We start from the raw sequence: 22,594 nt of genomic DNA on the forward strand, positions 1-22,594 counted from the left end.
CAGGATGAACATGCCGCTGATGCCACGACCAGGCTCGGATAACGGCACCACAGTGCCCTCGCGCTGGCATGCCCGTCTGTCGCTGGGCATCAAGCGTACGCCCCGTGGCAGCCGTGTCGCCAGTGCCGAGCACCTCGGCCCGTTGCATCTGCAGAAGCCCTTCTACCCGGAAGGTCCTGATCTTGCACATCTGTACCTGCTGCATCCTCCGGGCGGGATGGTCTCTGGCGACCTGCTTGAGATTGAAACACGTCTGGAGCCGAGCACGGCGGCGCTGATCACCACGCCCGGAGCCGGGCGTGTCTACCGCGCCCGTCCCGACCGTACCCTGCAACACCAGCGCGTGCGACTGGAGGTGGGCGAGGGCTGCAGCCTTGAGTGGCTGCCGCTGGAGACCATTCTCTACCCGGATGCTCGCACGCGGCTGGAAGTGGATGTGGAACTGGCCACAAATGCCCGCTTTATCGGCTGGGAGGTGACCAGTCTGGGGCTGCCGGCACAGGGCGAGGGCTTTGGCCGCGGTGAACTGCAGCAACGGCTGCAGATTCGCCGGGAAGGCCGCATTCTGCTGCGCGAACAGCTGATGATTGATGGGCAGAGCCCGGCGTTGCTGATGGGAAAGGCGGGCTTGCAGGGACAGCCGGTGAACGGGCTGCTGGTAGCGGGGCCGTTTACGCCGGAACAGGCTGAGCCACTGCTGGAGCCGCTGCGAGCGTGTTGCGAACGAGACGAGCTGCTGGCGGGCGTGAGCCTCAGTGGCGAGTTTCTGCTGATCCGAACATTGGGGGGCTGCTCGGAGCGCACCCGGCTGTGTCTGGAGCAGTGCTGGGGCCTGATTCGGCCTGAACTGATCGGCCGCGAGACCTGCGTCCCACGCATCTGGGCGACCTGAATTGAACAGACCCACAGCAGGTGGGCTGGAGGAGAAATCGATGGAACTGCTGCCAAGAGAGAAAGACAAGCTGCTGATATTTACGGCAGCGTTACTGGCGGAGCGTCGCCTGAACCGTGGCCTGAAGCTGAACTACCCGGAAGCGGTGGCCTACATCTCCATGGAAATCATGGAAGGGGCCCGTGATGGCCGTACCGTGGCGGAGCTGATGGGCTACGGCAAGACGCTGCTCAGCGCCGATCAGGTGATGGAGGGCGTGCCGGAGATGATTGACGAGGTACAGGTGGAAGCGACCTTTCCCGACGGCACCAAGCTGGTCACCGTGCATCAACCGATTGTGTGAACAGGAGAATCCCATGATTCCCGGAGAAATTCAGACAGCCGCCGGCGAGATTGAGCTGAACGTTGGCCGCAAGACCATCCGCGTGCGGGTGGAAAATCACGGAGATCGACCGGTACAGGTCGGCTCCCATTACCATTTTTATGAAGTGAACCCGGCGCTGGTGTTTGAGCGTGACGCTGCCCTTGGCTATCGCCTCAATATCGCCTCCGGTACTGCCGTGCGCTTCGAGCCCGGACAGGGACGAGAGGTGGAACTGGTCGAGTATGCCGGCAGCCGTACCATCTACGGTTTCCGTGGCGAGGTGATGGGACCACTGGACACTGCAGCAGGCGAAAGCTCAGCAGGAGGGCACAACTGATGGCCAAAATGGACCGACACAGCTATGCCCAGATGTTCGGCCCCACGGTTGGGGACAGGGTACGACTGGGCGACACCGAACTCTGGATTGAGGTCGAAAAGGACTACACCACCTACGGTGACGAAGTGAAGTTCGGCGGTGGCAAGGTGATCCGTGACGGTATGGGACAGAGTCAGGTAACCAATGACACGGCCATGGACCTGGTGATTACCAATGCCCTGATTCTGGACCACTGGGGTATCGTCAAGGCCGACGTGGGCGTGAAGGAGGGACGGATTCATACCCTCGGCAAGGCGGGTAACCCCGATATTCAGGATGGTGTCGACATCGTCATAGGCCCCGGCACTGAAGTGATCGCGGGCGAAGGCTGCATCCTGACGGCCGGTGGGATTGATGCCCATATCCACTTCATCTGCCCGCAACAGGTGGAAGAGGCGCTGATGTCCGGCGTGACCACCATGATCGGCGGTGGAACTGGCCCGGCTACCGGTACCAAGGCAACCACCTGTACACCGGGGCCTTGGTATCTGGGCAAAATGCTGCAGGCCACCGACCAGATGCCGATGAATCTGGGCTTTCTCGGCAAGGGCAACGCCAGTTGCCCCGAAGCGCTGCGTGAACAGCTGGACGCCGGTGCCTGTGGTCTCAAGCTGCATGAGGACTGGGGTACCACACCGGCCAGCATCGACTGCTGCCTGAGTGTGGCCGAAGAGTACGATGTACAGGTGGCGATCCATACCGATACCCTGAACGAGTCCGGCTTTGTCGATGACACCCTGGGGGCGTTCAAGAACCGCGTCATCCACACCTATCACACCGAAGGGGCCGGTGGCGGCCATGCGCCGGATATCATCCGTGCAGCAGGCTATCCCAATGTACTACCGTCTTCGACCAACCCCACGCGCCCGTACACGGTCAACACCGTGGACGAGCATCTCGACATGCTGATGGTTTGCCACCATCTGGACAGCAACATTCCCGAGGATGTGGCCTTTGCCGACTCCCGCATCCGTAAGGAGACCATCGCGGCAGAGGACATTTTTCATGATCGCGGCGCCTTCAGCATGATTTCGTCCGACTCTCAGGCGATGGGACGTGTGGGCGAAGTCGTGACGCGAACCTGGCAGACGGCGCATAAGATGAAATGCCAGTTCGGGCTGTTGCCGGAAGACAGGGCACTGGGAGCCGATAATTTTCGCGCGCGCCGCTATGTCGCCAAGTACACCATCAATCCGGCGATCACCCATGGTGTGGCCCATGAAGTGGGGTCCATCGAGCCCGGCAAGCTGGCGGATCTGGTGCTGTGGAAGCCGGCATTTTTCGGCATCAAGCCGGCGATGATTATCAAGGGGGGCATGATTGCGGCGGCGCCCATGGGCGATCCCAATGCCTCCATCCCGACGCCGCAACCGGTGCACTACCGACCCATGTTCGGTGCTGAGGGCAAGGCGGCGGCACAAACCTCCGTCACCTTTGTCAGCAAGGCAGCCCTGGAGTCCGGTTTGCGTGAACAGCTGGGGCTGAGTCGACGTCTGGTTGCCTGTGGCAATACCCGCAACATCAGCAAAGCCGACATGATTTTGAATGACTGGCAGCCGGACATTCAGGTGGATCCGCAAACCTATGAGGTGCGGGCTGACGGCGAGCTGCTGACCTGTGAGCCTGCTGATGTGCTGCCCTTGGCGCAGCGATACAGCCTCTTTTAAGGAGAGACGCATGTTTGAAATCCATGAACGGCTGGGCACCCATTGCCATGCCCCCATCGCGGCGAAAGTAAGCCTGACCCATGACCAGCGTGATCGTGGCCGATTGAAGCTGGTCAGTGATACCGGTGAAGAGGTGCGTGTCTTCCTGGAACGGGGCAAGCCGCTGCGAGTTGGTGAATACCTGAAATCATCCTGTGGGCGTCACATTTTGGTCGAAGGGGCCAAAGAGTCGGTGCTGGAGGCACGCTGTGATGACTGGAACACTTTTGCACGGGCCTGTTACCACCTCGGCAACCGCCATGTGCGCATTGAAGTGGGTGATCGCTGGCTGAGGATCAAGCCGGATCATGTACTGGAGGAGATGCTGCAGCTGCTGGGGCTGGAAACCCGGCAGGCCGAAGCGGTATTCATGCCGGAATCCGGAGCCTATGCCCATGGCCATGCACACCATCACGACCACTGACCATGCCCTGCTGCGTCTGTTGCAGCTGAGCAGTGTCAGCCTGCCAGTGGGCGGCTACGCCTTCTCGCAGGGGCTTGAGTACGCCATCGACAGTGGCTGGATACACAAGGCAGATCAGGTGGCGGATTGGCTGGAGCTGCAATTGCTGCATGCTCAGGCGAAGACCGATCTGCCATTGTTGAGGCTGGCTATGCAGGCTGATAGCGATGGGCGTTGGCAAGCGTTGAACGACCTGTCGCTGGCCTGTCGCGAGACCCGCGAGCTGCGCCTGACCGACAGCGCCATGGGCGAAGCCTTGCGACGGGTGCTGAAGAACCTGGGCATTGACGTGCCACAGGTGCTGCAGCAGGAGGTCAGTTTCATCGTGCTGTTCGCCTTTGCCGCGAAGCACTGGGGGCTCGAGTTTGATGCCGCCGCATTGGGACTGGGCTGGTCCTGGCTGGAAAATCAGGTGGCCGCCGCCACCAAGCTGGTGCCACTGGGACAGACGCAGGCACAGCAGCTGCTGAATGACCTGCAACCGTTACTGCCGCAGGCGATCGAGATCGCAAAAAGCGTTGAAGAAGACTATATCGGTGCTGGCCTGCCCGCATTGGCAATCGCCAGCAGCCGTCACGAAACACAGTATTCACGGCTGTTTCGCTCTTGAAGAGCCGCCGTTGAGAAGAGGAAACCAACATGAGCAAACCGAAACAGACATTGCGAGTGGGAGTAGGGGGGCCGGTGGGCTCCGGCAAGACGGCGTTGCTGCGTTCGCTCTGTGCCGCCATGCGCGAGTATTACGATATCGCCGTGGTGACCAACGATATCTACACTCAGGAGGATGCCAAATTCCTCACCGAGCATGAGGCATTGAGTGCCGACCGCATTATAGGGGTCGAAACCGGCGGCTGTCCGCATACGGCCATCCGTGAGGACGCCTCGATGAATCTGGCGGCGATAGACCAGCTGGTGGCGCGCCACGGAGCACTGGATGTGGTATTTGTCGAAAGCGGTGGTGACAACCTTAGCGCCACGTTCAGCCCCGAGCTGTCTGATCTGACCATCTATGTGATTGATGTCTCGGCCGGTGACAAGATTCCGCGCAAGGGCGGCCCAGGGATCACCAAGTCCGATCTGTTGATTATCAACAAAACCGACCTGGCACCGCTGGTGGGAGCCTCGCTGGAGGTGATGGATCGGGATGCGCGCAAGATGCGCGGTGATCGCCCCTTCATCTTCGCAAACCTGAAAAAGGCTGAAGGGCTGGACGACATTATCGGTTTCATCATCAGCGAAGGCATGCTGGAAGCTAAAACTCTGCCACCGGCCCGTGCGGTGGTGTGATTGAATTCAATTATGAAGGGGATAACGATGAAAAAAGCACTGATTGCGACTGTCGCACTGTTGCCGGGCGTGGCGCTTGCGCACACGGGACATGAAGTATCGGGTTTTATCAGTGGCCTGGCGCACCCGGTAGGTGGTGCTGATCACTTGCTGGCGATGCTGGCTGTGGGGCTTTGGGCTGCCCGTTTGGGTGGCCGTGCACTCTGGCTGGTGCCATTGGCCTTTGTGGCCACCATGCTGTTGGGCAATCTGCTGGCGCTTTCTGGTGTTTCTTTGGTGTTCACCGAACAGGGAATTGGCCTGTCCGTAGTGGTTCTGGGGCTGTTGCTGGCTTTTGCTGCACGCTTTGTAACACCTGTCTGCATGGCAATTGCCGGCAGCTTTGCGCTGTTCCATGGCTTGGCTCATGGCGCTGAAATGCCGCTTAATACCAGTGGTTTCAGCTATGCCGCCGGCTTCACGCTGGCCACACTGGCGTTGCATCTGGCTGGTATGCTGGTGGGCAAGATCGGAGTTGAAGCGCGTGCAGCGCTCTTCAGCCGTGTAGCCGGTGGGGCAATCGCTTTGACCGGTATGGCGATGGTCGTCGCCTGAAGAGATATGCAGGACGGGTGTTTCTGTTGATGGGTGGCCACAGGCCACCCATCTGCATCATCATGCGTGCGTCAGTATGTCCGAAAAACGTTTGCGCAGGTCAACAAACTGCCATGCAAACGGCAGTGTCAGCCATTCCAGCTCAAGGGATTGCAGGGCCGCTTCAGATGGCTCGTCATCCTGCTCGGCCAGTGCCTGGCCGAGCCGCTCCATCTGGTATTCCATGCGCAGCACTTCATCTTCTTCAGGTGTGGGTTGTCCGAGCATGATCTCAAGTCGGATACACAACTCACGCGCCTGAGCTTCAGACAGGGCCAACTGCTGATCGATGGAGCGGTTGCCCGCACTGATCAGGCGGATCGCTTCCAGTCGCTGGCCGATGCGCTCGCGCCACAACTGACCGGGAGAAGGGCCGGTAACCGCTTCCGTCAACAAGGTAGAAAGCGTTTCCGAGCGTGCGGTTTCAGCCAGTTCCTCTTCTGCCTGCTCGGCCAGTTGAGCCAGCCTTTGCAAGGCTTGCAGAGGTGTCCCGGACAGCAGTGTTTCACGCGCAGGGGATGGTTTCTTGGCAGTCTGCGCCTTGCGGGCCTGTTTGAGTCGGCTGAAAATCAGGTCGCACTGTTCACGAAATGCCTGCCACAACCCGCGTTCGCGGCTACGGAAGGTTGCGCCGGCTGCTTTCCACTGCTGTTGCAGCTGCTTGGCCTCGCTGGCGGCGGCCTCGATATCCTCTGCGCTTGCCAGTTCGGCGGCGCGAGCAATAATGCTTTCTTTCAGTTCGGCACACGCTTGACGGTGGGCCCGAATACGGCCATCGAGATCACGCAGCAGGCTATTGAACTGCTGCTGTACCGGTTTGCCGGGTGCCCGGTCAACCGGCGAGAACGTTCGCCACTCCTCGCGTGCGGTACGGCCGATCGCTTCGACGGCATGCCAGTCGGCCTGACTCCAGTCCATACCGTGGATGAAGCTGTCAAGCTGGTTACAGATTTCGCGTCGCTGCTTCAGGTTGTGCTCACGCTTCTGCCGCTGAGCGCTGAACCACGCCTGGCAGGGTGCATAGGCTTTCTCGCCAGCATCGTGAAAGCGTTTCCACAGCTTTTGTGAATGCACAGGATCAGTGTGGTCAATCTCCTTCCACTCCTGTTGCAATGCACGTATCTGATCGGCCAATGTCTGTGGGGGCTGTTCTGCTCCGACCAGCGATTCCATCTGCTGGCACAGTTTTTCCTTCTTGCCGTTGGCTGCGAAACCTTGCCAATCCTTAAGTTCTGCGAGCCTTGCAGTGAGTTGGCGGTAGCGTGAATCCAAGCTTTCATGCAAACCGGAATGCTGTTCAACATGCCGCGCAAGACTTTTGTGGGTGGATTCGGCGGTACTGATTTCGCCCTGATCAAGTTGCTGCTCCAGCAAGCGCAACTGCTGGAGCAGTTCATCTTCCTGCCGGCTGGATTGCGCATTTATCTGTTTAACTGTCTGCTGCAGCTGTGTGATCAGCTCCTTCAGCGACTGAAGCAGCGTTGGCAGCGGGCGTGAGTCGGGCCACTCGACTGAGCGCAGCAGGCGCTGAGCCCGGCGCAGTTTTTGTTCCGGGCTGCTATCCTGTTGTTGCAGCAGCGATTCAATATGTGGACTTTGTTGTTGCAGCCGTTCACTTGCCGCCATGCAGTGTTCGGCGTTTTGGCTGAGGCTTTGCCACTGTTGACGCTGTTCGCTGGCGGGTTCGTAACGGCTGTTCAATTCATCCCATTGATGCTGCAGGCCCTGCAGGGCCTCTGCCTCAATTATATCGCCGGCAACCAATGCTTCCAGTTCTGCCAGTAGCTCATGTGACGCGTGCCGGTCCAGCTCCTGCTGTTTGAGTTGTTCCTGCTCCTGTCGCTCCGCTTCTGCTGCGGCCTCAAGTCGGGCCTGTATCTGCTCGATCCACTGTGTAAAGAGGCGGTTGCTGTCATTATCGGCAGCCGGCAGTTGCTGCCACTCCTGCGACAACGCTTGAGAGCGGGCATGCAAGAACTGCAGGTCGGCTCCCACGGCAAGCTGTTCAAGTTGTTGCAGCAGTTGGGTGCGCCGTTTGGCATGTTCGGTTTCAAGTCGGGCCTGTTCGCGCAAGCGGTTCAGCTTGTCGCGGCTGATGCGGTGTACGGTTTTGTCACGGCCACGACTCTGACGCTGCAGGTTTTCCAGCAGGTCGGCTCGCTCTACGCGCTCGGCCGCTTCACGGCGCATGGTAGCCAGGCGGGCATGCAGAGCCACCTGCATCAGCACGGCTTCGTCATCTATGCAGTTGAGGGCGCTTTGCTGCAACTGTTCGCTGCTGACATTGATGATAATTTGGGTACGGGTATCGGCATCGTCAAGTCGCCTGAGCAGTTCGCTCAGGCTGTCGGAGCCTTCACCGTTCAGGCATTCGCTGACGCGCAGCCCTGCCTGTTCACGGACTTCAGGGTCGGAGGAGTGCGATAGCACGTCTAGCAGGGAGTCCGTGTCACTCAGACGTCCAACCGCTACTATACGGACCTGGCGGTTGTCGTCATGCAGTGCCAGCTGACACAGGATTCTGGCTTGGTCAGGCTGGTCCGGACATAGTTTGCTGACGGCACTTAAGCGCACTTCAGGATCTGAATGACGCCATCTTGGCTTGAACAGGTTTGCAAACATCAGTCACCACTACCGGAGAAGAGTCCCGGCATCCATTTTCATGCAGATGAGCGGGCGGGCGCCTATTCTACCGGTCAGGGTAGTGCAAGGAAAAGCCTTGACAGATGCTGAATACGGACAATATCTGAGGACAAATTTTTTCAGATACTCAGATCAACGTGTTGAACAGTGCCAACCCGGCCATCTTCTGATAGGAAAATGCTGCTTGAACGGATCACTCCAAGTCGGCTTTCTGTCATGCCCGACGTCAGAGAAAACTCGGTATCAGCGGCGTTGAGCCAGATTGCGCCGATGTTCTGGCTGGCCAGTGTCATCAGTGAGCCCTGTCCTTCTGCACCCGGTGACCAGAGCCGAAGGCGGGAAAAGACACTGTCACCAGCATCAATAAAACCGTTGCCATCTTCGTCAAATTGGGCCAATTCCGCAAAGCCGTTGCCGGATCGAGCGCCAAAAAGCTCCGATCCATCATTTATTACGCCGTCGGAGTTTTGATCGAGTGCAAGAAATGCACGGTTTCCCGCCAGAGTCGGTACCTGATCAGCTTGCCCGTCCAGATCCAGGTCAAATTCAAACCGGGTTTGGCTCAGCTGGGCCGCATCACCGTCAAAGTTGATCACCAGTGGGTCTGACAGACGAGCGCCGATGCGCAGAATTTCGTGCTCTTCCTGCGTAATCGAGCGCGCCATCTGCAGAGACAGGTTGATATCGATACGACGGCCATCGCGGGTGATGACCTGTCCATTGGCCTCGAAACGGGTGGACTCCTGCTCATGGATGCGGCTGTGGCGTTGGTATTCAAGGCCGACTTGTGGTTCTGCAGGTGTTTCAGGTGTATCTGCTGCCGGTTTTGCCTGGTTGGGGGCACTGATTTCAGGGCCGCTTGCGTGCTGAAGAGACGCAGGATCGATCAATTGCAGGCGAATGTCCTTGCCGGTGATCGCCTTGTGCAGTCGGGTGATCAGCTCAAGCTTCAACTGGTCTGAGGCCTCAAGGCGTAATTCGAAGGGCGCCTCTGGGGGAGCGGTTTCGGTCGTTGATTCAAGCGGAGTGCCACGAGTCAGTGCTGCTACGGGTGATGCCGGCTCGTTATTGCTGTTTTTGGCATTCATGGCCAAGCCTGCCGAATAGGTCAGCAACTCACGGCGCTCGATGTGACTGGCCTCGAACAGAGTGTCGACCTGGCGTGCACCGGTTACGGGGTCCTGGCTGACTCGACCGATACGCAGCTGCTCATGCTGTTCTTCGCTGCGGTTGTAGTTGCGCTCGCTGGCAAGTTGCAGGTTGTGACTTTGGATCTGCATGACCGGACTCCTCTGGTGACAGGAATCATATCGGCCAAAGCTGGTGGAAGTTTAGACAGATGTTCTCAGCTGGGGATCAGTTCAACTTCACCATCCAGATAGACCCAAAGCCCGGACTCACGCTCGAAACGGGAGCGTTCATGCAGGATGGCACCGCCTTCTGGGCTCTCAAACGCAGCCTTGAACTCGACCAGACCTGTTTCGTCATTTGTTTGTCCCGCTTCCGTGGTGACAATCTCTAGGCCGGTCCAGGTGGTGATCTGGGTCTGTTCGGCCAACAACTCGGCATCCTGTGGCGAGCGCTTGGCTGCGGCCGTCGTTTGCACCAGATAGTCCACTGCACCAATGGCAAAAGCGGTATAGCGTGAGCGCATCAGGGCTTCGGCGGTTGCGGCGGGCTTGCGGCCACTGATGGCAGGCTCGCAACAGAAAGCAAAAGGTTTGCCGGAGCCACAGGGGCATTGAGTGTCCATATCCTGAGTGTCGGTCAGCATGCAGATGATCCCTGAGTGTTGAAATGTTAATCTGATCGATAGGCTGATCTAACCATTACCCCTACAAAAAGTCGAGATATACCTCCAATGGCGGCGCAGACCCCCGAAACCTTCTTCTGGCACGACTACGAAACCACCGGTATTGATCCGGCGCGGGATCGCCCGCTGCAGTTTGCCGGTGTCCGAACCGATGCGGACTTCAACATTATCGATGAGCCGGTAATGCTCTACTGTCGCCCCTCCGAGGATGTGCTACCACATCCCAGAGCCTGTCTGGTCACCGGCCTGACGCCCCAAACCGCATTGAAAGAGGGGGTGACCGAAGCCGAGTTCATCGCACGCATTCATGCCGAGTTGGCCCGCCCTGGTACCTGCGGGGTGGGGTACAACAGTATTCGCTTCGATGATGAGATCACGCGCTTCACACTGTATCGCAATTTTTATGACCCCTATGCTCGTGAATGGCAAAACGGTTGCTCACGCTGGGATATCATCGACATGTTACGGCTGACACGCGCGCTGCGGCCGGAAGGAATTGAGTGGCCTCTGTACGAGGATGGTCGCCCGAGCATGCGGCTGGAAGATTTGACCCGTGCCAATGGCATCGACCATGGCAGTGCACACGATGCACTGTCGGACGTGTATGCCACCATTGCGGTTGCCAAACTGGTCAAGGAGCGGCAGCCCAAGCTGTTCAATTATGTACTGCAAAACCGTGGCAAGCGTGCGATTCAGGCTCAACTGGATGTGGCCAGGATGAAACCGGTGTTGCACATCTCCTCCAAATATCCGGCAGAGTGGGGCAATGCCGCCATCGTTGCACCGCTGGCTTCGCATCCGAGCAATCGCAACAGCACGTTGGTGTGGGACCTGCGCGTCGATCCAACGCCTTTGTTTGATCTTGACGTGGCCTCACTGCAGACGCTGATGTACACCCGGCGTGACGAACTGCCGGCAGATGCCCCTCAACTGGCACTCAAACAGGTGCTGGCCAACAAGTGTCCGATTATTGCTCCGGCAGGGATGCTCACGGCCGTGGAGGCCGAACGGCTGAAGATAGACGGGGACATCTGCCGTCGTCACCTGCAGATGCTGCGAAATGAAACTGGAGTGGCCGCCAAGGTGGCCGATATATTTAACTCATCAATGCCTGAAGCCGATGGTGATCCTGACCACATGCTGTACAGTGGCGGCTTTTTCTCGGACCACGACCGGGCGTTGATGGAACAGGTACGTGAGTCCGAACCGGACGCGCTGGCCGGGCTGCAATTGCCGTTTCAGGACCCGCGGCTGGAAGAGATGCTGCTGCGTTACAAGGCACGTAACTTTGAGTACACGCTGACCGAAGAAGAAGCGGTGCGCTGGGAAGAATATCGCAGCCGTAAACTGCTGCAGGGCGACGCCGGCTGTTACAGTCTGCCTCAGCTGTTCAATGAGATGAATGAAATAGCCCAGTCCGGCACTCTGTCGGAGCGGGACCGTCACATTCTGGAGGAGTTGGCACTCTATGCCGAATCGATCTACCCGGGCGAGTATTTCTAGTGGCCTGCTGCTGGTACTCGGTTGCCTGCAGCCGGCAGCAGCTGAAAGGCAGCCACTTCCCTACGATGTGACCCGGGTAGACCGCTACAGTGGCGGCCAGGTTCATGGGCGTGATGCCTACGAAGGGATGGCCAGGGGAGACTATGACCGGGAAAGCATGCGTGAGGTGGCTTTCTCCAACCGGGAAACGTCGCTGCCGCCGGTACAGCTTGTTTACCCTTCCGATCCGCCGCCGGTGCAGGAGGTTGTGGTAGCGCCTCAGGTTGAGGTAGTACTGCGGGGCGAAGACCTGGTATTTGACCAGATCCGGCTGGATGCCGCGATTCAGCGCTGTGTGTTTGAGCGGGTCTGCACCGATGAGGTCAAGGCGATCCCCGGGGTCTATCTGGGCGATGACCATAGCGGTGACTCGGAGTGGAGCGGGCGTGATGATGAGCTGGAGGTTATTACCGAAGCGGAGTCAGGCACTGAGGAGCCCGGGCTTGAGGTTCTCGGGCCGGGTCGAACCTTCATTGAGGTGCCGGCACAATCGGAGCCCGAGCCGCAGCCCGAGCCCGATGTGGAGCTGATTCAGCTGCCTGACCCGGGGTAGGGCAACGTTGCACCCAGCTGCTCCTGCTTGAGTGTATCCAGCCGTTCGGCACTATCCTGCATCGCTTCCGAACTGATTTCATGCTCAACCGAGCTGCCGAAGCTGCGTATCAGCAGTTGTCGCTGCAGCAGCTGCTCCATAGTCTGCAACAGGTCTGCCCGGCTCAGCTCGCGGGTAATCTCGCTCAATTGCTCGCGGGTATCAAAATCATGATTGCCCCGGTCAATCTCACGCCAGAGTCGGTCGCTGCGTGTGCGAAGGTCATTGTCCTGCTGGTTGATCCGGCTTAGCAGGCTCTGGCGATAACGATCCAACTCCTCCTGTGGCATGGTGATCAACTGCTCCAGCATCTGTTGCAGGAATAACTTGTATTCACCGTGCAACTGGATAGGGTCCGTGTTGGGTGACTGAACGACTAGCGCTACCCCGGCCCGCTCGCGCAGAGGCATGAACTGGCTGGAAACGATGTAACCGAACTGCTTCTCTGTCCGCAGACTGGTGTAGAACGGTGTACTGATGATCTCGTTGATCAGCGCAGTCGCGGCCCGTGTTTTCAGACTTTCATCGGGTCCCTGAAGATAGAGCAGGGCGGTGGAGTCATGATGTTCGGTTTCAAGGTTGCCGATCAGAAACTCGTTTTTAGGCAGCTGTACAACCTCGACAGGCACTGCTTGCCAGGGGGAATTGTTGGACTGAAGCTGTTTGCGGACACTGCGGGCCATTTCGATCGCCTGGTCACGGCTCAGGTTGCCATGCGCAAGCAGACTCAGTTCTGCCGGCTGCAACAGGAGTGGGTAGAATTTTTCCAGGTCGCTCAGCGAGAGGGATTCCAGTTTGGCCAACTTCTGCTCGGTGGACCAGCTTCGCATCAATCGTGTATAGAGCTGATCGAAAGCCAGATTATAAGGCTTGTCTTTCAGGCTGTTATTGAGTTGTTCATGCAGCTGGCGCTTGATGCGGTCAAAGCGAGCCTGTTCGAGGGATGGCTGGCGCAACGCCCGCAGAATTTTTTCGAGCAACAGCGCCTGTTTGTCATTGAAACCGGACAGGCGCAGGCTGATGCCACGCTGGTGCGGATAGATGCTCGCGGACAGGCCTGCAAGGGATGCGTCGTACAGCGTTTCGTTGAGCTGATCTTCCACCATGCGGGTATAAAGGCTGGCCAGCAGTGCCTGCTCAGGCCCCTGGTTGGCAACAGGTGAGAGCAGAGTGAAGTAGAAGTCTGCCCTTGGACGCTCAAAATCACTGTCGGGCAAATGCCATAGGCGAGCGCCGGGCTCAGACCATGCTTCCTGAGGAGTTGTCTGATTCGCGCTGTCAATCAGGCTGAAGTCGGAGGCGATAAACGGATTACGACCACGCACCTGCAGTTGATCCAGTACAGCTGGCTCACGCCAGCGCTGGAGGCGTTCGGGTGCGATCGTATCAATACCGTAGGCGGTGTTGTAAAGCGGCTCGATCTGCTCGGTCTTCAGACCTTTTCCTTCCAGTGTGAGAAGCAGGTTGTTGGGTATCATGCGATCAAGATAGCGGCTGATCAGTTCAGCATCGAACTCGCCAAGATGATAGTCGCCCTTGAGCAGGTATTCGGTGGGGTAGCGGTCGGCGGCCTGCGACAGCTGCATCACCAGGTGAGTTGGGTCCAGCTTGTCTCTGAAACGGAACTGCACCTCGGCCAGTTGCTGCTCTTCACGGTACAGATCAGGGTCGATGCCGTCTCGGCGCAGCAGCTCGATAAAGCTGAATATCGACGCGGTGACATGGTCGATCTGCTCCCGGCCCTGCTCGGTCAGGTCGACCTGAATGCGCAGCATGGCACTGTCGGGCAGATCAAGTGCGGGATAGGCCGACAGGCCACGGGCAAGGCCGGCCTGCTTCAGATAACTCAGCAGGCTGCCCTTGCCTTCGTATCCAATCAGGCTACTCAGGTAGTAAAGAGGCTTCTGCTGCCAATACTCACGGTAGGACGGCATGGGGAAGCTCAGGCTAAGCTGGCGCGTATCGCGCAATGTTTCGATATTGAGCTGCGCCGGCAAACGATCGGCTTCGAACAGTGGTGCCGTGTCAACAAAAGGTTTGGCATTGCGGTTGGGTACGGCCGCGAAATCTTTCCTGACCTGTTGTTCCAGTGTATCCAGTGACTCGGTGCCGAGGACGGCAAGCGTCATCAGATTGGCGGAGTAATAGCGCTCATAGAAGCGGATCAGTGCATCACGGATTTCACTGTCGCTGGTGTTGGACAGGGTTTTCAGATTGCCGACGGCAAAACGGCTGTAGTGATGCTCCGGGTTCAATACCTGCTTGCTGGCTTCGAAACTGCGTCGGCTGTCGTCACGGCGCTTGGCCTGAAACTCAGACTCAACGGCATGCCGTTCCCGGTCCACGTATTCAGGGCTGAACAGCGGCGCTATGAAAAACTGGGCAAAGCGGTCCAGTGCACCAGGCAGGGCCGAAGCCTCCACGCTGAAGAAGTAGTTGGTGTTTTCGTAGGCGGTAAAGGCGTTGTGACTGCCGCCATGGGAGCTGATGAAGGACTGGTAGCTGCCTGCTTCAGGATACTTTTCGGTACCCAGGAACAGCATGTGTTCAAGGAAATGCGCCAGCCCTGGTCGGTCGGATGGGTTGGCATTTGAGCCCACTCCGACATTCATCGATACGGCTGCCTTATCGGCATCAGGGTCGGACACCAGAATCACGTTCAGGCCATTGTCGAGTTCAAACTGTCGGTATGATCGAGTGTCGAGCGTGCTCTGAATGATTTCAGCCTGTACCGTCAGGCTCAACAGCAGCATGGCCAGCAGCATCAAGGCCTTGCTGAATTGGAAACGGAAAAGTGACTGCATGTGACCTCGTTGGAAACTGATCGGGTGAATGTCTGCCATCTACGACTGCGCAGGGGTAAATTGGTTCGATTCCCGTGCAGCATTCGCTATGATGCGTTTATACGGGTGCCAAGTGCAATCCGACTGGAACACTGACTTTCAAGGAATACCCATGAACCGGGAAAAGGTAATCTTCGCGTTTTTTATTGTACTGGCGCTGACACTGAACTTCGGTTTTGTGTTGGGTGAGATCGACAACATAAAACACCATGATGTGTTTGAGCTGTTTGCTGCCTTGGTAGTAAGTCTGATCTGTACCGTCCTCAAGTTCGGTGATCGTACCCATCTGGGTGCTTTGATGCTGGCAACCAGTCTGGTTGCTGATCTGCAGTTGATCATCGCCGCCGGCATCTGGGGGTATGGAGAACAGATGGCCGCCAGTGGCATGACACCCAAACTGATGGCCAGTGTGGTCTCGTTTGCGGCGGGGGCGCTGGTGGCCAACGTGATCTCGGCGGTGCTGCTGGTGGTTGAAACCGCGTTGGTACGGCGCTGAGCGCATGAACAACCTGCTGTTTCTGTTCCTGCGCCGACTGCGGGCGCCGTTGATCACGCTGATCAGCGTGTATGCGGTGTCGATTTTCGGCATGACCTTGATTCCCGGCCAGGATGCCGATGGCAATGTCTGGTACATGGATTTCTTCCATGCCTTCTATTTCGTGTCCTATATGGGCACGACCATCGGTTTTGGCGAGATTCCATACGAATTCACCGATGCACAACGGATGTGGGTCACCTTTACCATCTATGCAACGGTCATCACCTGGCTGTATGGCATCGGTACCATGTTGGCCGTACTGCAGGAGCCCATGTTCGGCCGCCTGATGCGGCTGCGCGGCTTCAGAAGTCAGGTGCGCGATCTGCAGGAGCCGTTTTATCTGGTGTGTGGCTATGGTGTGACCGGGCGGTTGTTGGTGAGGCGGCTGGTAAAAAGAGGTATACGTGTAGTCGTTATCGATGTTGATCAGGATCGAATTGACGCTCTTGAGCTGGATAATCTTGTAACCCCGGTGCCAGCACTCTGCGCTGATGCGTCCTTGCCGGATGTGCTGGATCACGCAGGTCTGCAGCACCCCAGATGTGTCGGGGTCCTGGCGCTTACCAACCACGACAGGGTGAATCTGGCCGTTGCCATCGCCAGTAAGCTGCTGGTCCCCAAGCGCCAGGTCATTACCCGTACCAACTCGGATCTGACCACCGCCAACATGGCCTCGTTCGGCACCGACATGATTGTTGATCCTTTCCGTGCCTATGCGGACTATCTGGCATTGGCGGCACGATCTCCGCACAAGCACCTGGTGTATGACTGGCTGATGAATCCTCGTCACCGCAAACTCTCCAGTGCGTACAAGCATGCGGAAGGACGCTGGATTATCTGTGGTTATGGTCGCTTTGGCCGGGCGCTGGCAGCCGCGTTTGCGGCAGAGGGAATGGATATGACCATCATCGACCCAGACCATGACAGCGTTACCCCGCTTGAGGGAGCTGTGGTCGGGGTGGGGACCGAGGCACATACTCTGATTGAAGCCGGTGTGGAAAGCGCCGTAGGCATCATTGCCGGTACTGACAGTGATACCGATAACCTCTCCATTATCATGACAGCGCGTGAACTCAATCCGAAACTGACCACAGTCGTGCGACAGAATCTGCATCAGAATGCGCTGGTGTTTCGTCACTCCCGCTGTGACTATGTCATGGAGCCGGGGCGAATCATTGCCAATCGGATACTGGCGCAGCTGAAAACCCCGCTGTTGTCGGAGTTTTTGCAGCATCTGCAGCAGGAAAGCAATGTTTGGTCACATGAGCTGCTCAATCGCATGAGCAACACAGTGGGAGATGATGAGCTCGACAGCTGGTCAGTCCGGATTGATTCTGAGGAGTCGCCGGCTGTCGTCAATATGCTGCAGCAGGGACACAGTGTTCCGCTGCGGGTGTTGTACCGCAACCCACGGCAACGGGACAAGCTGCTGCCCTGTTTTGCGCTGCTGCTGCGTAACGCTGATGGAGTCCGTATACTCCCGGGTGAGCTGACCGAGCTGAAGGAGGGAGACGAAATTCTCTGCTGTGGGCTTGGTAATGTATTGCGCCAGATGGAGTGGACGGTGAACAACTACAACGTGCTGTATTACGTGATCACGGGCGAGGATCCGCCCCACAGTCTGCTGGCTCGATTACTGCGGCGACAGGAGCGGGAAGCCCTCTGATGCCTTATCTACTGCTTGTACTGACCACCCTGTTTTGGGCAGGCAACTTCGTGCTGGCCCGTGCCATTCACCTCGATCTGCAGCCGTTTACGCTGGCGTTTCTGCGCTGGACTCTGGCACTGCTGATCATCGCCCCCTGGTGGCTTGGGCGAGCCTGGCGGTTGCGTCAGGTGCTGCGGGACAATCTGCCGTTGCTCACGGTGCAGGGCATTCTGGGTGTGGGCTGCTTCAATACACTGGTATATTTCGGCGTGCAGCATACCCAGGCATCCAATGCCATGTTGATGCAGTCCGCAGTGCCGGTAGTTATCCTGTTACTGGGGGCGCTGTTTCTGCGTGAGCCGGCCAGCCCCAGACAATGGCTGGGCGTGGCGCTGTCACTCGGCGGGGTATTGGTGCTGGTCAGTCGCGGCAGCCTGGAAGTGATGGCTGCGTTCGATTTCAATCGAGGTGATCTGTGGATCTTCCTGGCCATGCTCAGCTGGTCGCTTTATACCCTCAGCCTGCGCTGGAAGCCGGCTGCGCTGGATGGTTTTACGTTCTTTGGTTTTTCCGTGCTGGTGGGGGTCGTCGTATTGTTTCCGTTCATGCTTTGGGAACAGGGGGGCAGTACAGCCTTCAAATTAACGGAACCCTTTGTCTGGACCGTGATCTATATGGCGATCTTTCCGTCGATCCTGTCGTTCCTGTTCTGGAATTACGGAGTTGAACGGCTTGGCGCGGCCACGGCGGGGTTGTTCATTCACCTGATGCCGATGTTCGGCCTGCTGCTGGCAACTGTTTTTCTCGGTGAAAGACTGGGCTGGTACCACCTTACCGGTGTACTACTGATCTTTTCCGGCTTGTATATAGCGATACTGGCGCAATCCCTGCGTCGGTTACGAAAATCTGTTTGAGGAGACTCGATGAAAACATTGATGACCACCTGCTTTGCGTTGCTGCTTGGCTTTATGCTGATGCCGCAGGAAGCGGAGGCCAAACGCCTTGGCGGCGGTTCAAGCTTTGGCAAAAGCTACACGACACCCAAGCGGGTCGCACCTGCCCCCGCGAAAGAGCAGGCCGCTGCTCCCACGTCGCCCACCAAAACCGCCGGAGCACGCAGCGGTCTGGGTGGCATGATGGGTGGTCTGCTGGCGGGTGGTCTGCTGGCAGCGCTGTTCATGGGCGGTGCGTTTGAAGGCATTCAGCTGATGGATATTCTGTTGCTGGCCGGGGTCGGGTTCATACTGTTCAAGCTGTTCAGCAGCAAGCGTGCGCAGGCGCAACGGCAGCAGCCCGCCTATGCCATGCCCGATGGTGCCATGGCACGCCAGGCACCGCAGCCTGAGCCGGCTGCTCCGGTTATGCTGGCCTCTGCAGGGGCCAGTACCGGTTCCGACTTTGCCCCGGCCGAACTGAATCTGCCGCAGTGGTTCAACGAGCGAGCCTTTGTCGAGGGTGCCCGCAGCCACTTCATGAATCTACAGACCGCCTGGGACAGCCAGAACTGGGATGAGATTCGCGACTACATGTCTGACGAGATGTTCGCGGCGCTGCAGCAGGAACGTGCCAAACTGCCTGAGCAGCAGCATACCGAAGTTGATTCGGTGATGGCCGAGTTGGTGAACTTCATCGACAACGGTGACCATGTGGTTGCCAGTATTCACTTCTATGGCTGGATTGCCGAGTCGGGCCAGCCGACCAGTGAGTTCAGCGAAATCTGGCATCTCAATCGCGATATGACAACTGACGGCAGTGACTGGAAGATTGTCGGTATCGAGCAGCCGAACGCGTAACGCCCTTCTGCCGATGGCCCCTGTGCCACCGGTTTGTCAGATGCACCTTCAAGGTGCATCTGCACCTCTTTAGGCACTCTCTGCACTTTTATGGATCACATGAGTGATTCTTTGATCCCATTCTGCACTGTTTTTTTGGCGCGTTTTTTGCTCCGGTCATTCTGTTGTTTTGTCTGGAGAGTTGTAAATGGCCGTTCTGAAAAGCACCGCAATGCAGTTGTCAGCTGCTGAACGTCACTGGCTGCCCTGGTTCGGGCCGACCGGAAAGTTGGCCATGCGCCGTGCCTGCTGGCTCAACCGTCGGACTTTGCCGGTGGTGGAGCAAACCTTTGAAAGCATCGCGGAAATACGCGTCAGACTGCTCACCGGCTGGGCCCAGGCCAAGTGGGATATGCTGGCCGATCTGGCGCAGCAAGTGGGTGAGTCTTTTCCGGACTGTGACAGGGCGCTACTGGAGCACAAACGACGCCAGGCCCAGGATCTTTCAGAGCTGGCATTGATCGATCTGGAAGGCCGAGTAACTTGTTCGACAGCAGCGGCTCGTACAGGCTGTCAGGACCTGAACTCAAAAGCGGTCAACGCTGGCCTGCAGGCTCCTTTTCTGCACGGCCCCTATATCGACCCGGTGACGCTTGAGTTGGGTGCCAGCTCTTCTCGCTTCCATGACGAAGTGACATTGATGTTCTATCAGCCGGTTAAACAGGATGGCGTTGTCGTGGGCGCACTGTGTGCCCGTGTGCCCAACGATGTGCTGGGTGACCTGATACAGCGAGAGGCGGGCCACATCTTTCCGGAGTCCGGCGATAACTACCTGTTCATGGTGGAGTCGCGGTTTGATCCCACTATCGAAGCGGGAACGGCGCTGTCGCGTTCTCGCTTTGAAGATGGCACCTTTAGTCACGGTGAAAATCTCAAAAGCGGAATTCATACCGCCTGGGGAACCGTAAAGGTTAACCGTCATACTGAATTCGAAATCCGTTTCACTGATCCCGCCACTGGTCAGTTGCACCCCGGTGTTCGGGAGACGATCCGCAAGGGTGGAAATCTGTTTGTGGCCTACCCGGGCTATTCCGATTATCGCCACATCCCCGTGATCGGTAAGGGAGTGACCTTCAGCATGCCGGGCTCGCAGGATCGGTGGGGCATGATGTGTGAATCCGATCTGGAAGAGGTCTATCGCCGTCGTTCGCTCAGTGTGCGCATGATGACCAGCTTGTCGGGGTCGCTGGCAGTGGGGCTTGGCGCCAGTTACGGTCTGCAGTATTGGCTGAATCTGCCGGCACTGCCGGGCATGTTGCTCAACTTTGTGTTTGTGATGCTGTCGGTAATGCTGTTCTGGCAAGTGGGCATACGTCCCCTGTCGCACCGATTGGGGGCGATGACCGAAGTGATCCGAAATCTGGCGGAAGGGCAGGGCAACCTGAGTCAGCGACTGAGCAGTGACCACATCGTGGCGGATGAAACCGGTGATATGGCCCGTTGGATCAACAGCTTCGTGGATAATCTGGATGGCATTGTGGCGCAGGTGATTAGGGCTGCCGATGATGTGGGTGAAAACAGCCAGACCATGCAGGCGCGCAACCGCATTGCACTGGATTCCGCAACCTCGGTTGATGAAGCCGCCGAGACCATGTTGAGCCTGGTGGAGTCACAACTGGTGGCGATCAGTCAGGCCTCCGGTACGGCTGAGGTCATGAAGTCTGCCATGGAGGAGGTTGTCGCCAAGGCGCGAGAACAGTTCGAGTCGGTACGCTCGGGTACGCAGGCGATTCGCGATATCGTCCAGACCTCCGCGAGGCGAGTACAGGCGCTGAACCAGCGCACGGTTGAGATCGACGAAATGGTAGCACTGATCACGGATATCACGGCCCAGACCAATCTGCTGGCACTCAATGCGGCCATTGAAGCGGCACGTGCAGGCGAACATGGGCGTGGATTCTCGGTGGTAGCCGATGAAGTCAGGGCGCTCGCAGCGCGAACTGAAACCGCCGCGCATGAGATCAGTGCCCGTATCGAGCGGATTCAGAAAGAGAGTGTCGACGCAGTACGTTTCATGGAGGCCGGTGTGGAAGACGTGGATCGCAGTCTGCAGCTGGCGGAGCAGTCCACTTCGGATAACACGGAGCTGCATGACAGCGTGGCGCAGATGTTTGATATCATCAAGCACATCGACCGTCACAGCCAAGAGCACGGTGGCCATGCTCGATCTGTCGCTGAGATCACCACACGCATGCATCAGGCGGTGGGAGAGTTGCAGTTAAGCTCAGATCAGGTCAAGGGAACGGCAGCCAAGCTGCAACAGCTGGTGGGCGCGTTTGAAGTCAGCTCGGCCAAATAGCGCTCAGCCCGCTCGCCACCGTGGCGGGCGGGCAGCGGCTCAGCTGGCGGGCACTTCATCTCGCAGGAATACCCAGGTATCGCCCTTGCTTTGTTCCTGGCTGAAATAATACCCCTCCAGATCAAACGCCTTGATCGCTTCAGGCGCATCGATGCGATTCTGGATGATGTAACGGCTCATCAGGCCGCGTGCCTTTTTGGCATAGAAACTGATGATCTTGTATTGACCGTTCTTGAAATCCTTGAATACCGGGGTGATCAGTCGGGCGTTGAGCGCCTTGGGCTGTACCGACTTGAAGTATTCATTTGACGCCAGGTTGACCACTACGTCATCGGATGTTTTCAATTCCTCGTTCAGTGCGGCGGTAATGCGTTCGCCCCAGAACTGGTAAAGGTTGTCGCCAGAAGCGGTTTTCAGTCGAGTTCCCATCTCCAGGCGGTAGGGCTCCAGCAGATCCAGCGGACGCAACACGCCATACAGGCCTGACAGAATGCGCAGATGCTGCTGTGCGAAGCTGAAGTCAGCCTCGCTGAAGCTCTCGGCATCCAGACCGGTGTACACATCTCCCTTGAAAGCCAATACGGCGGGGCGGGCATTGTCCGGCGTATGTTTGGGCTCCCAGCTCTGGTAGCGTGCCACATTAAGACTGGCCAGCTTGTCACTGAGTTTCATCAGCTCGGCAACATCCTGAACCGAAAGCTGACGCAGTGTCTCGATCAGCTGTTGTGACTGCTCGGTAAAGCGTGGCTGGGTGTAGGTATCGGTAGCGAGAGGGGATTCATAATCAAGCGTTTTGGCTGGTGAAACCAGTGTCAGCATGAGTTGGGTCTACCTTGCACAATAAAAGAGAAGGGGCCGCACCTGACCGGCCCCGGCGGATCTAAAAGGGAATTAATGCAGGCTGTTGTTCAGTTCGTCAACTATTTCAGCCCAATCGGAATCACTGCTGATCGCTTCGCGCAGAAACTCGGCCTGGGTTTCGTTCCAGAATGACGCCTCATGCAGCTGAATCTCGCTGCTGAACAGCCGGTGGGTGCGAATAAACTGCTCAATTGAGTCATTGTCTGCCGGCAGGCCGAGCTGTTCGAACAGGGCGCTGAAGGTGTGAGCGGATGTATCCATG

Annotated in this window: 21 protein-coding genes; 15 read left to right on the top strand and 6 right to left on the bottom strand. The window is 57.7% G+C overall.

Going from position 1 to position 22,594, the window contains the following annotated elements; translation table 11 throughout:
- Positions 1–4: 4 nt before the first annotated feature.
- The 8 genes from CFI10_RS06650 to CFI10_RS06685 are packed head-to-tail and all read left to right on the top strand — an operon-like array spanning position 5 to position 5,682.
- The gene (locus tag CFI10_RS06650) at positions 5–892 is read left to right on the top strand and encodes an urease accessory protein UreD (protein WP_242530141.1); all 888 of its coding nucleotides are present in this window, start codon (positions 5–7) and stop codon (positions 890–892) included.
- 40 nt (positions 893–932) lie between these two features.
- Complete coding sequence (gene ureA, locus CFI10_RS06655; protein WP_206840752.1) at positions 933–1,235, top strand: urease subunit gamma; 303 nt, start codon at positions 933–935, stop codon at positions 1,233–1,235.
- A gap of 13 nt (positions 1,236–1,248) precedes the next feature.
- The gene (locus CFI10_RS06660; RefSeq protein ID WP_206840754.1) at positions 1,249–1,593 is read left to right on the top strand and encodes an urease subunit beta; all 345 of its coding nucleotides are present in this window, start codon (positions 1,249–1,251) and stop codon (positions 1,591–1,593) included.
- Positions 1,593–3,299 (top strand): urease subunit alpha, encoded by a 1,707-nt coding sequence (gene ureC, locus CFI10_RS06665; protein WP_206840756.1) that lies wholly within the window; start codon positions 1,593–1,595, stop codon positions 3,297–3,299. The genes CFI10_RS06660 and ureC overlap by 1 nt, the downstream gene beginning before the upstream one ends.
- Before the next feature lie 10 nt (positions 3,300–3,309).
- Positions 3,310–3,762 carry an urease accessory protein UreE gene (gene ureE, locus CFI10_RS06670; protein WP_091827051.1) on the top strand — a complete coding sequence of 151 codons (453 nt, stop codon included), beginning with the start codon at positions 3,310–3,312 and terminating at the stop codon, positions 3,760–3,762.
- On the top strand, positions 3,740–4,411 hold the full coding sequence (locus tag CFI10_RS06675) for an urease accessory protein UreF (protein ID WP_425270445.1): 672 nt from the start codon (positions 3,740–3,742) through the stop codon (positions 4,409–4,411). The genes ureE and CFI10_RS06675 overlap by 23 nt, the downstream gene beginning before the upstream one ends.
- Before the next feature lie 29 nt (positions 4,412–4,440).
- Entirely contained in the window at positions 4,441–5,088 is a 648-nt protein-coding gene (gene ureG / locus CFI10_RS06680) for an urease accessory protein UreG (protein WP_206840760.1), read from the top strand.
- 27 nt (positions 5,089–5,115) lie between these two features.
- Positions 5,116–5,682 (top strand): HupE/UreJ family protein, encoded by a 567-nt coding sequence (locus tag CFI10_RS06685; RefSeq protein WP_206840762.1) that lies wholly within the window; start codon positions 5,116–5,118, stop codon positions 5,680–5,682.
- A gap of 60 nt (positions 5,683–5,742) precedes the next feature.
- Here CFI10_RS06685 and CFI10_RS06690 read toward each other — a convergent pair whose 3' ends face one another.
- The 3 genes from CFI10_RS06690 to CFI10_RS06700 all read right to left on the bottom strand — a co-directional run bounded on the left by CFI10_RS06690 (position 5,743) and on the right by CFI10_RS06700 (position 10,138).
- On the bottom strand, positions 5,743–8,343 hold the full coding sequence (locus CFI10_RS06690; RefSeq protein ID WP_206840764.1) for a DUF349 domain-containing protein: 2,601 nt from the start codon (positions 8,341–8,343) through the stop codon (positions 5,743–5,745).
- A gap of 140 nt (positions 8,344–8,483) precedes the next feature.
- Complete coding sequence (locus tag CFI10_RS06695) at positions 8,484–9,644, bottom strand: EF-hand domain-containing protein (protein ID WP_206840766.1); 1,161 nt, start codon at positions 9,642–9,644, stop codon at positions 8,484–8,486.
- 65 nt (positions 9,645–9,709) lie between these two features.
- The gene (locus CFI10_RS06700; RefSeq protein WP_206840768.1) at positions 9,710–10,138 is read right to left on the bottom strand and encodes a YchJ family protein; all 429 of its coding nucleotides are present in this window, start codon (positions 10,136–10,138) and stop codon (positions 9,710–9,712) included.
- A gap of 87 nt (positions 10,139–10,225) precedes the next feature.
- Between CFI10_RS06700 and sbcB the strand changes: the two genes are divergently transcribed.
- Together sbcB and CFI10_RS06710 are read left to right on the top strand one after the other, a co-directional pair.
- Positions 10,226–11,680 (top strand): exodeoxyribonuclease I, encoded by a 1,455-nt coding sequence (gene sbcB, locus CFI10_RS06705; RefSeq protein ID WP_206840770.1) that lies wholly within the window; start codon positions 10,226–10,228, stop codon positions 11,678–11,680.
- A complete protein-coding gene (locus CFI10_RS06710; protein WP_206840772.1) occupies positions 11,646–12,272 on the top strand; it encodes a hypothetical protein in 627 nt (208 codons plus the stop codon). Before sbcB ends, CFI10_RS06710 begins: the two co-directional genes overlap by 35 nt.
- Here the strand turns inward: CFI10_RS06710 and CFI10_RS06715 are convergent.
- Positions 12,251–15,115: an insulinase family protein gene (locus CFI10_RS06715; RefSeq protein WP_206840774.1), complete on the bottom strand. Its 2,865-nt coding sequence runs from the start codon at positions 15,113–15,115 to the stop codon at positions 12,251–12,253. The two genes, CFI10_RS06710 and CFI10_RS06715, sit on opposite strands and share 22 nt — an antisense overlap.
- Before the next feature lie 151 nt (positions 15,116–15,266).
- On the opposite strand from CFI10_RS06715, the gene CFI10_RS06720 reads away from it, so the two are divergent.
- The 5 genes from CFI10_RS06720 to CFI10_RS06740 all read left to right on the top strand — a co-directional run bounded on the left by CFI10_RS06720 (position 15,267) and on the right by CFI10_RS06740 (position 21,471).
- Positions 15,267–15,650 carry a DUF6394 family protein gene (locus CFI10_RS06720; RefSeq protein WP_091827060.1) on the top strand — a complete coding sequence of 128 codons (384 nt, stop codon included), beginning with the start codon at positions 15,267–15,269 and terminating at the stop codon, positions 15,648–15,650.
- A 4-nt stretch (positions 15,651–15,654) separates the two neighbouring features.
- A complete protein-coding gene (locus CFI10_RS06725; protein ID WP_206840776.1) occupies positions 15,655–17,358 on the top strand; it encodes a potassium channel family protein in 1,704 nt (567 codons plus the stop codon).
- A complete protein-coding gene (locus CFI10_RS06730) occupies positions 17,358–18,254 on the top strand; it encodes a DMT family transporter (RefSeq protein WP_091827062.1) in 897 nt (298 codons plus the stop codon). Before CFI10_RS06725 ends, CFI10_RS06730 begins: the two co-directional genes overlap by 1 nt.
- A 9-nt stretch (positions 18,255–18,263) precedes the next feature.
- On the top strand, positions 18,264–19,133 hold the full coding sequence (locus CFI10_RS06735; protein WP_206840779.1) for a Tim44 domain-containing protein: 870 nt from the start codon (positions 18,264–18,266) through the stop codon (positions 19,131–19,133).
- 187 nt (positions 19,134–19,320) lie between these two features.
- The gene (locus tag CFI10_RS06740) at positions 19,321–21,471 is read left to right on the top strand and encodes a methyl-accepting chemotaxis protein (RefSeq protein ID WP_206840781.1); all 2,151 of its coding nucleotides are present in this window, start codon (positions 19,321–19,323) and stop codon (positions 21,469–21,471) included.
- 39 nt (positions 21,472–21,510) lie between these two features.
- On the opposite strand, the gene yaaA is transcribed toward CFI10_RS06740, so the two are convergent.
- Both yaaA and CFI10_RS06750 read right to left on the bottom strand, forming a co-directional pair.
- A complete protein-coding gene (gene yaaA, locus CFI10_RS06745; RefSeq protein WP_206840783.1) occupies positions 21,511–22,290 on the bottom strand; it encodes a peroxide stress protein YaaA in 780 nt (259 codons plus the stop codon).
- A gap of 72 nt (positions 22,291–22,362) precedes the next feature.
- Positions 22,363–22,593, bottom strand: a complete 231-nt coding sequence (locus CFI10_RS06750; RefSeq protein ID WP_091827066.1) for a DUF2789 domain-containing protein — start codon at positions 22,591–22,593, stop codon at positions 22,363–22,365.
- Position 22,594 lies beyond the last annotated feature (1 nt).

Origin of the sequence: Marinobacterium iners (assembly GCF_017310015.1) — a bacterium.
In the GTDB taxonomy this organism is placed as follows: Bacteria; Pseudomonadota; Gammaproteobacteria; order Pseudomonadales; family Balneatricaceae; genus Marinobacterium; species Marinobacterium iners.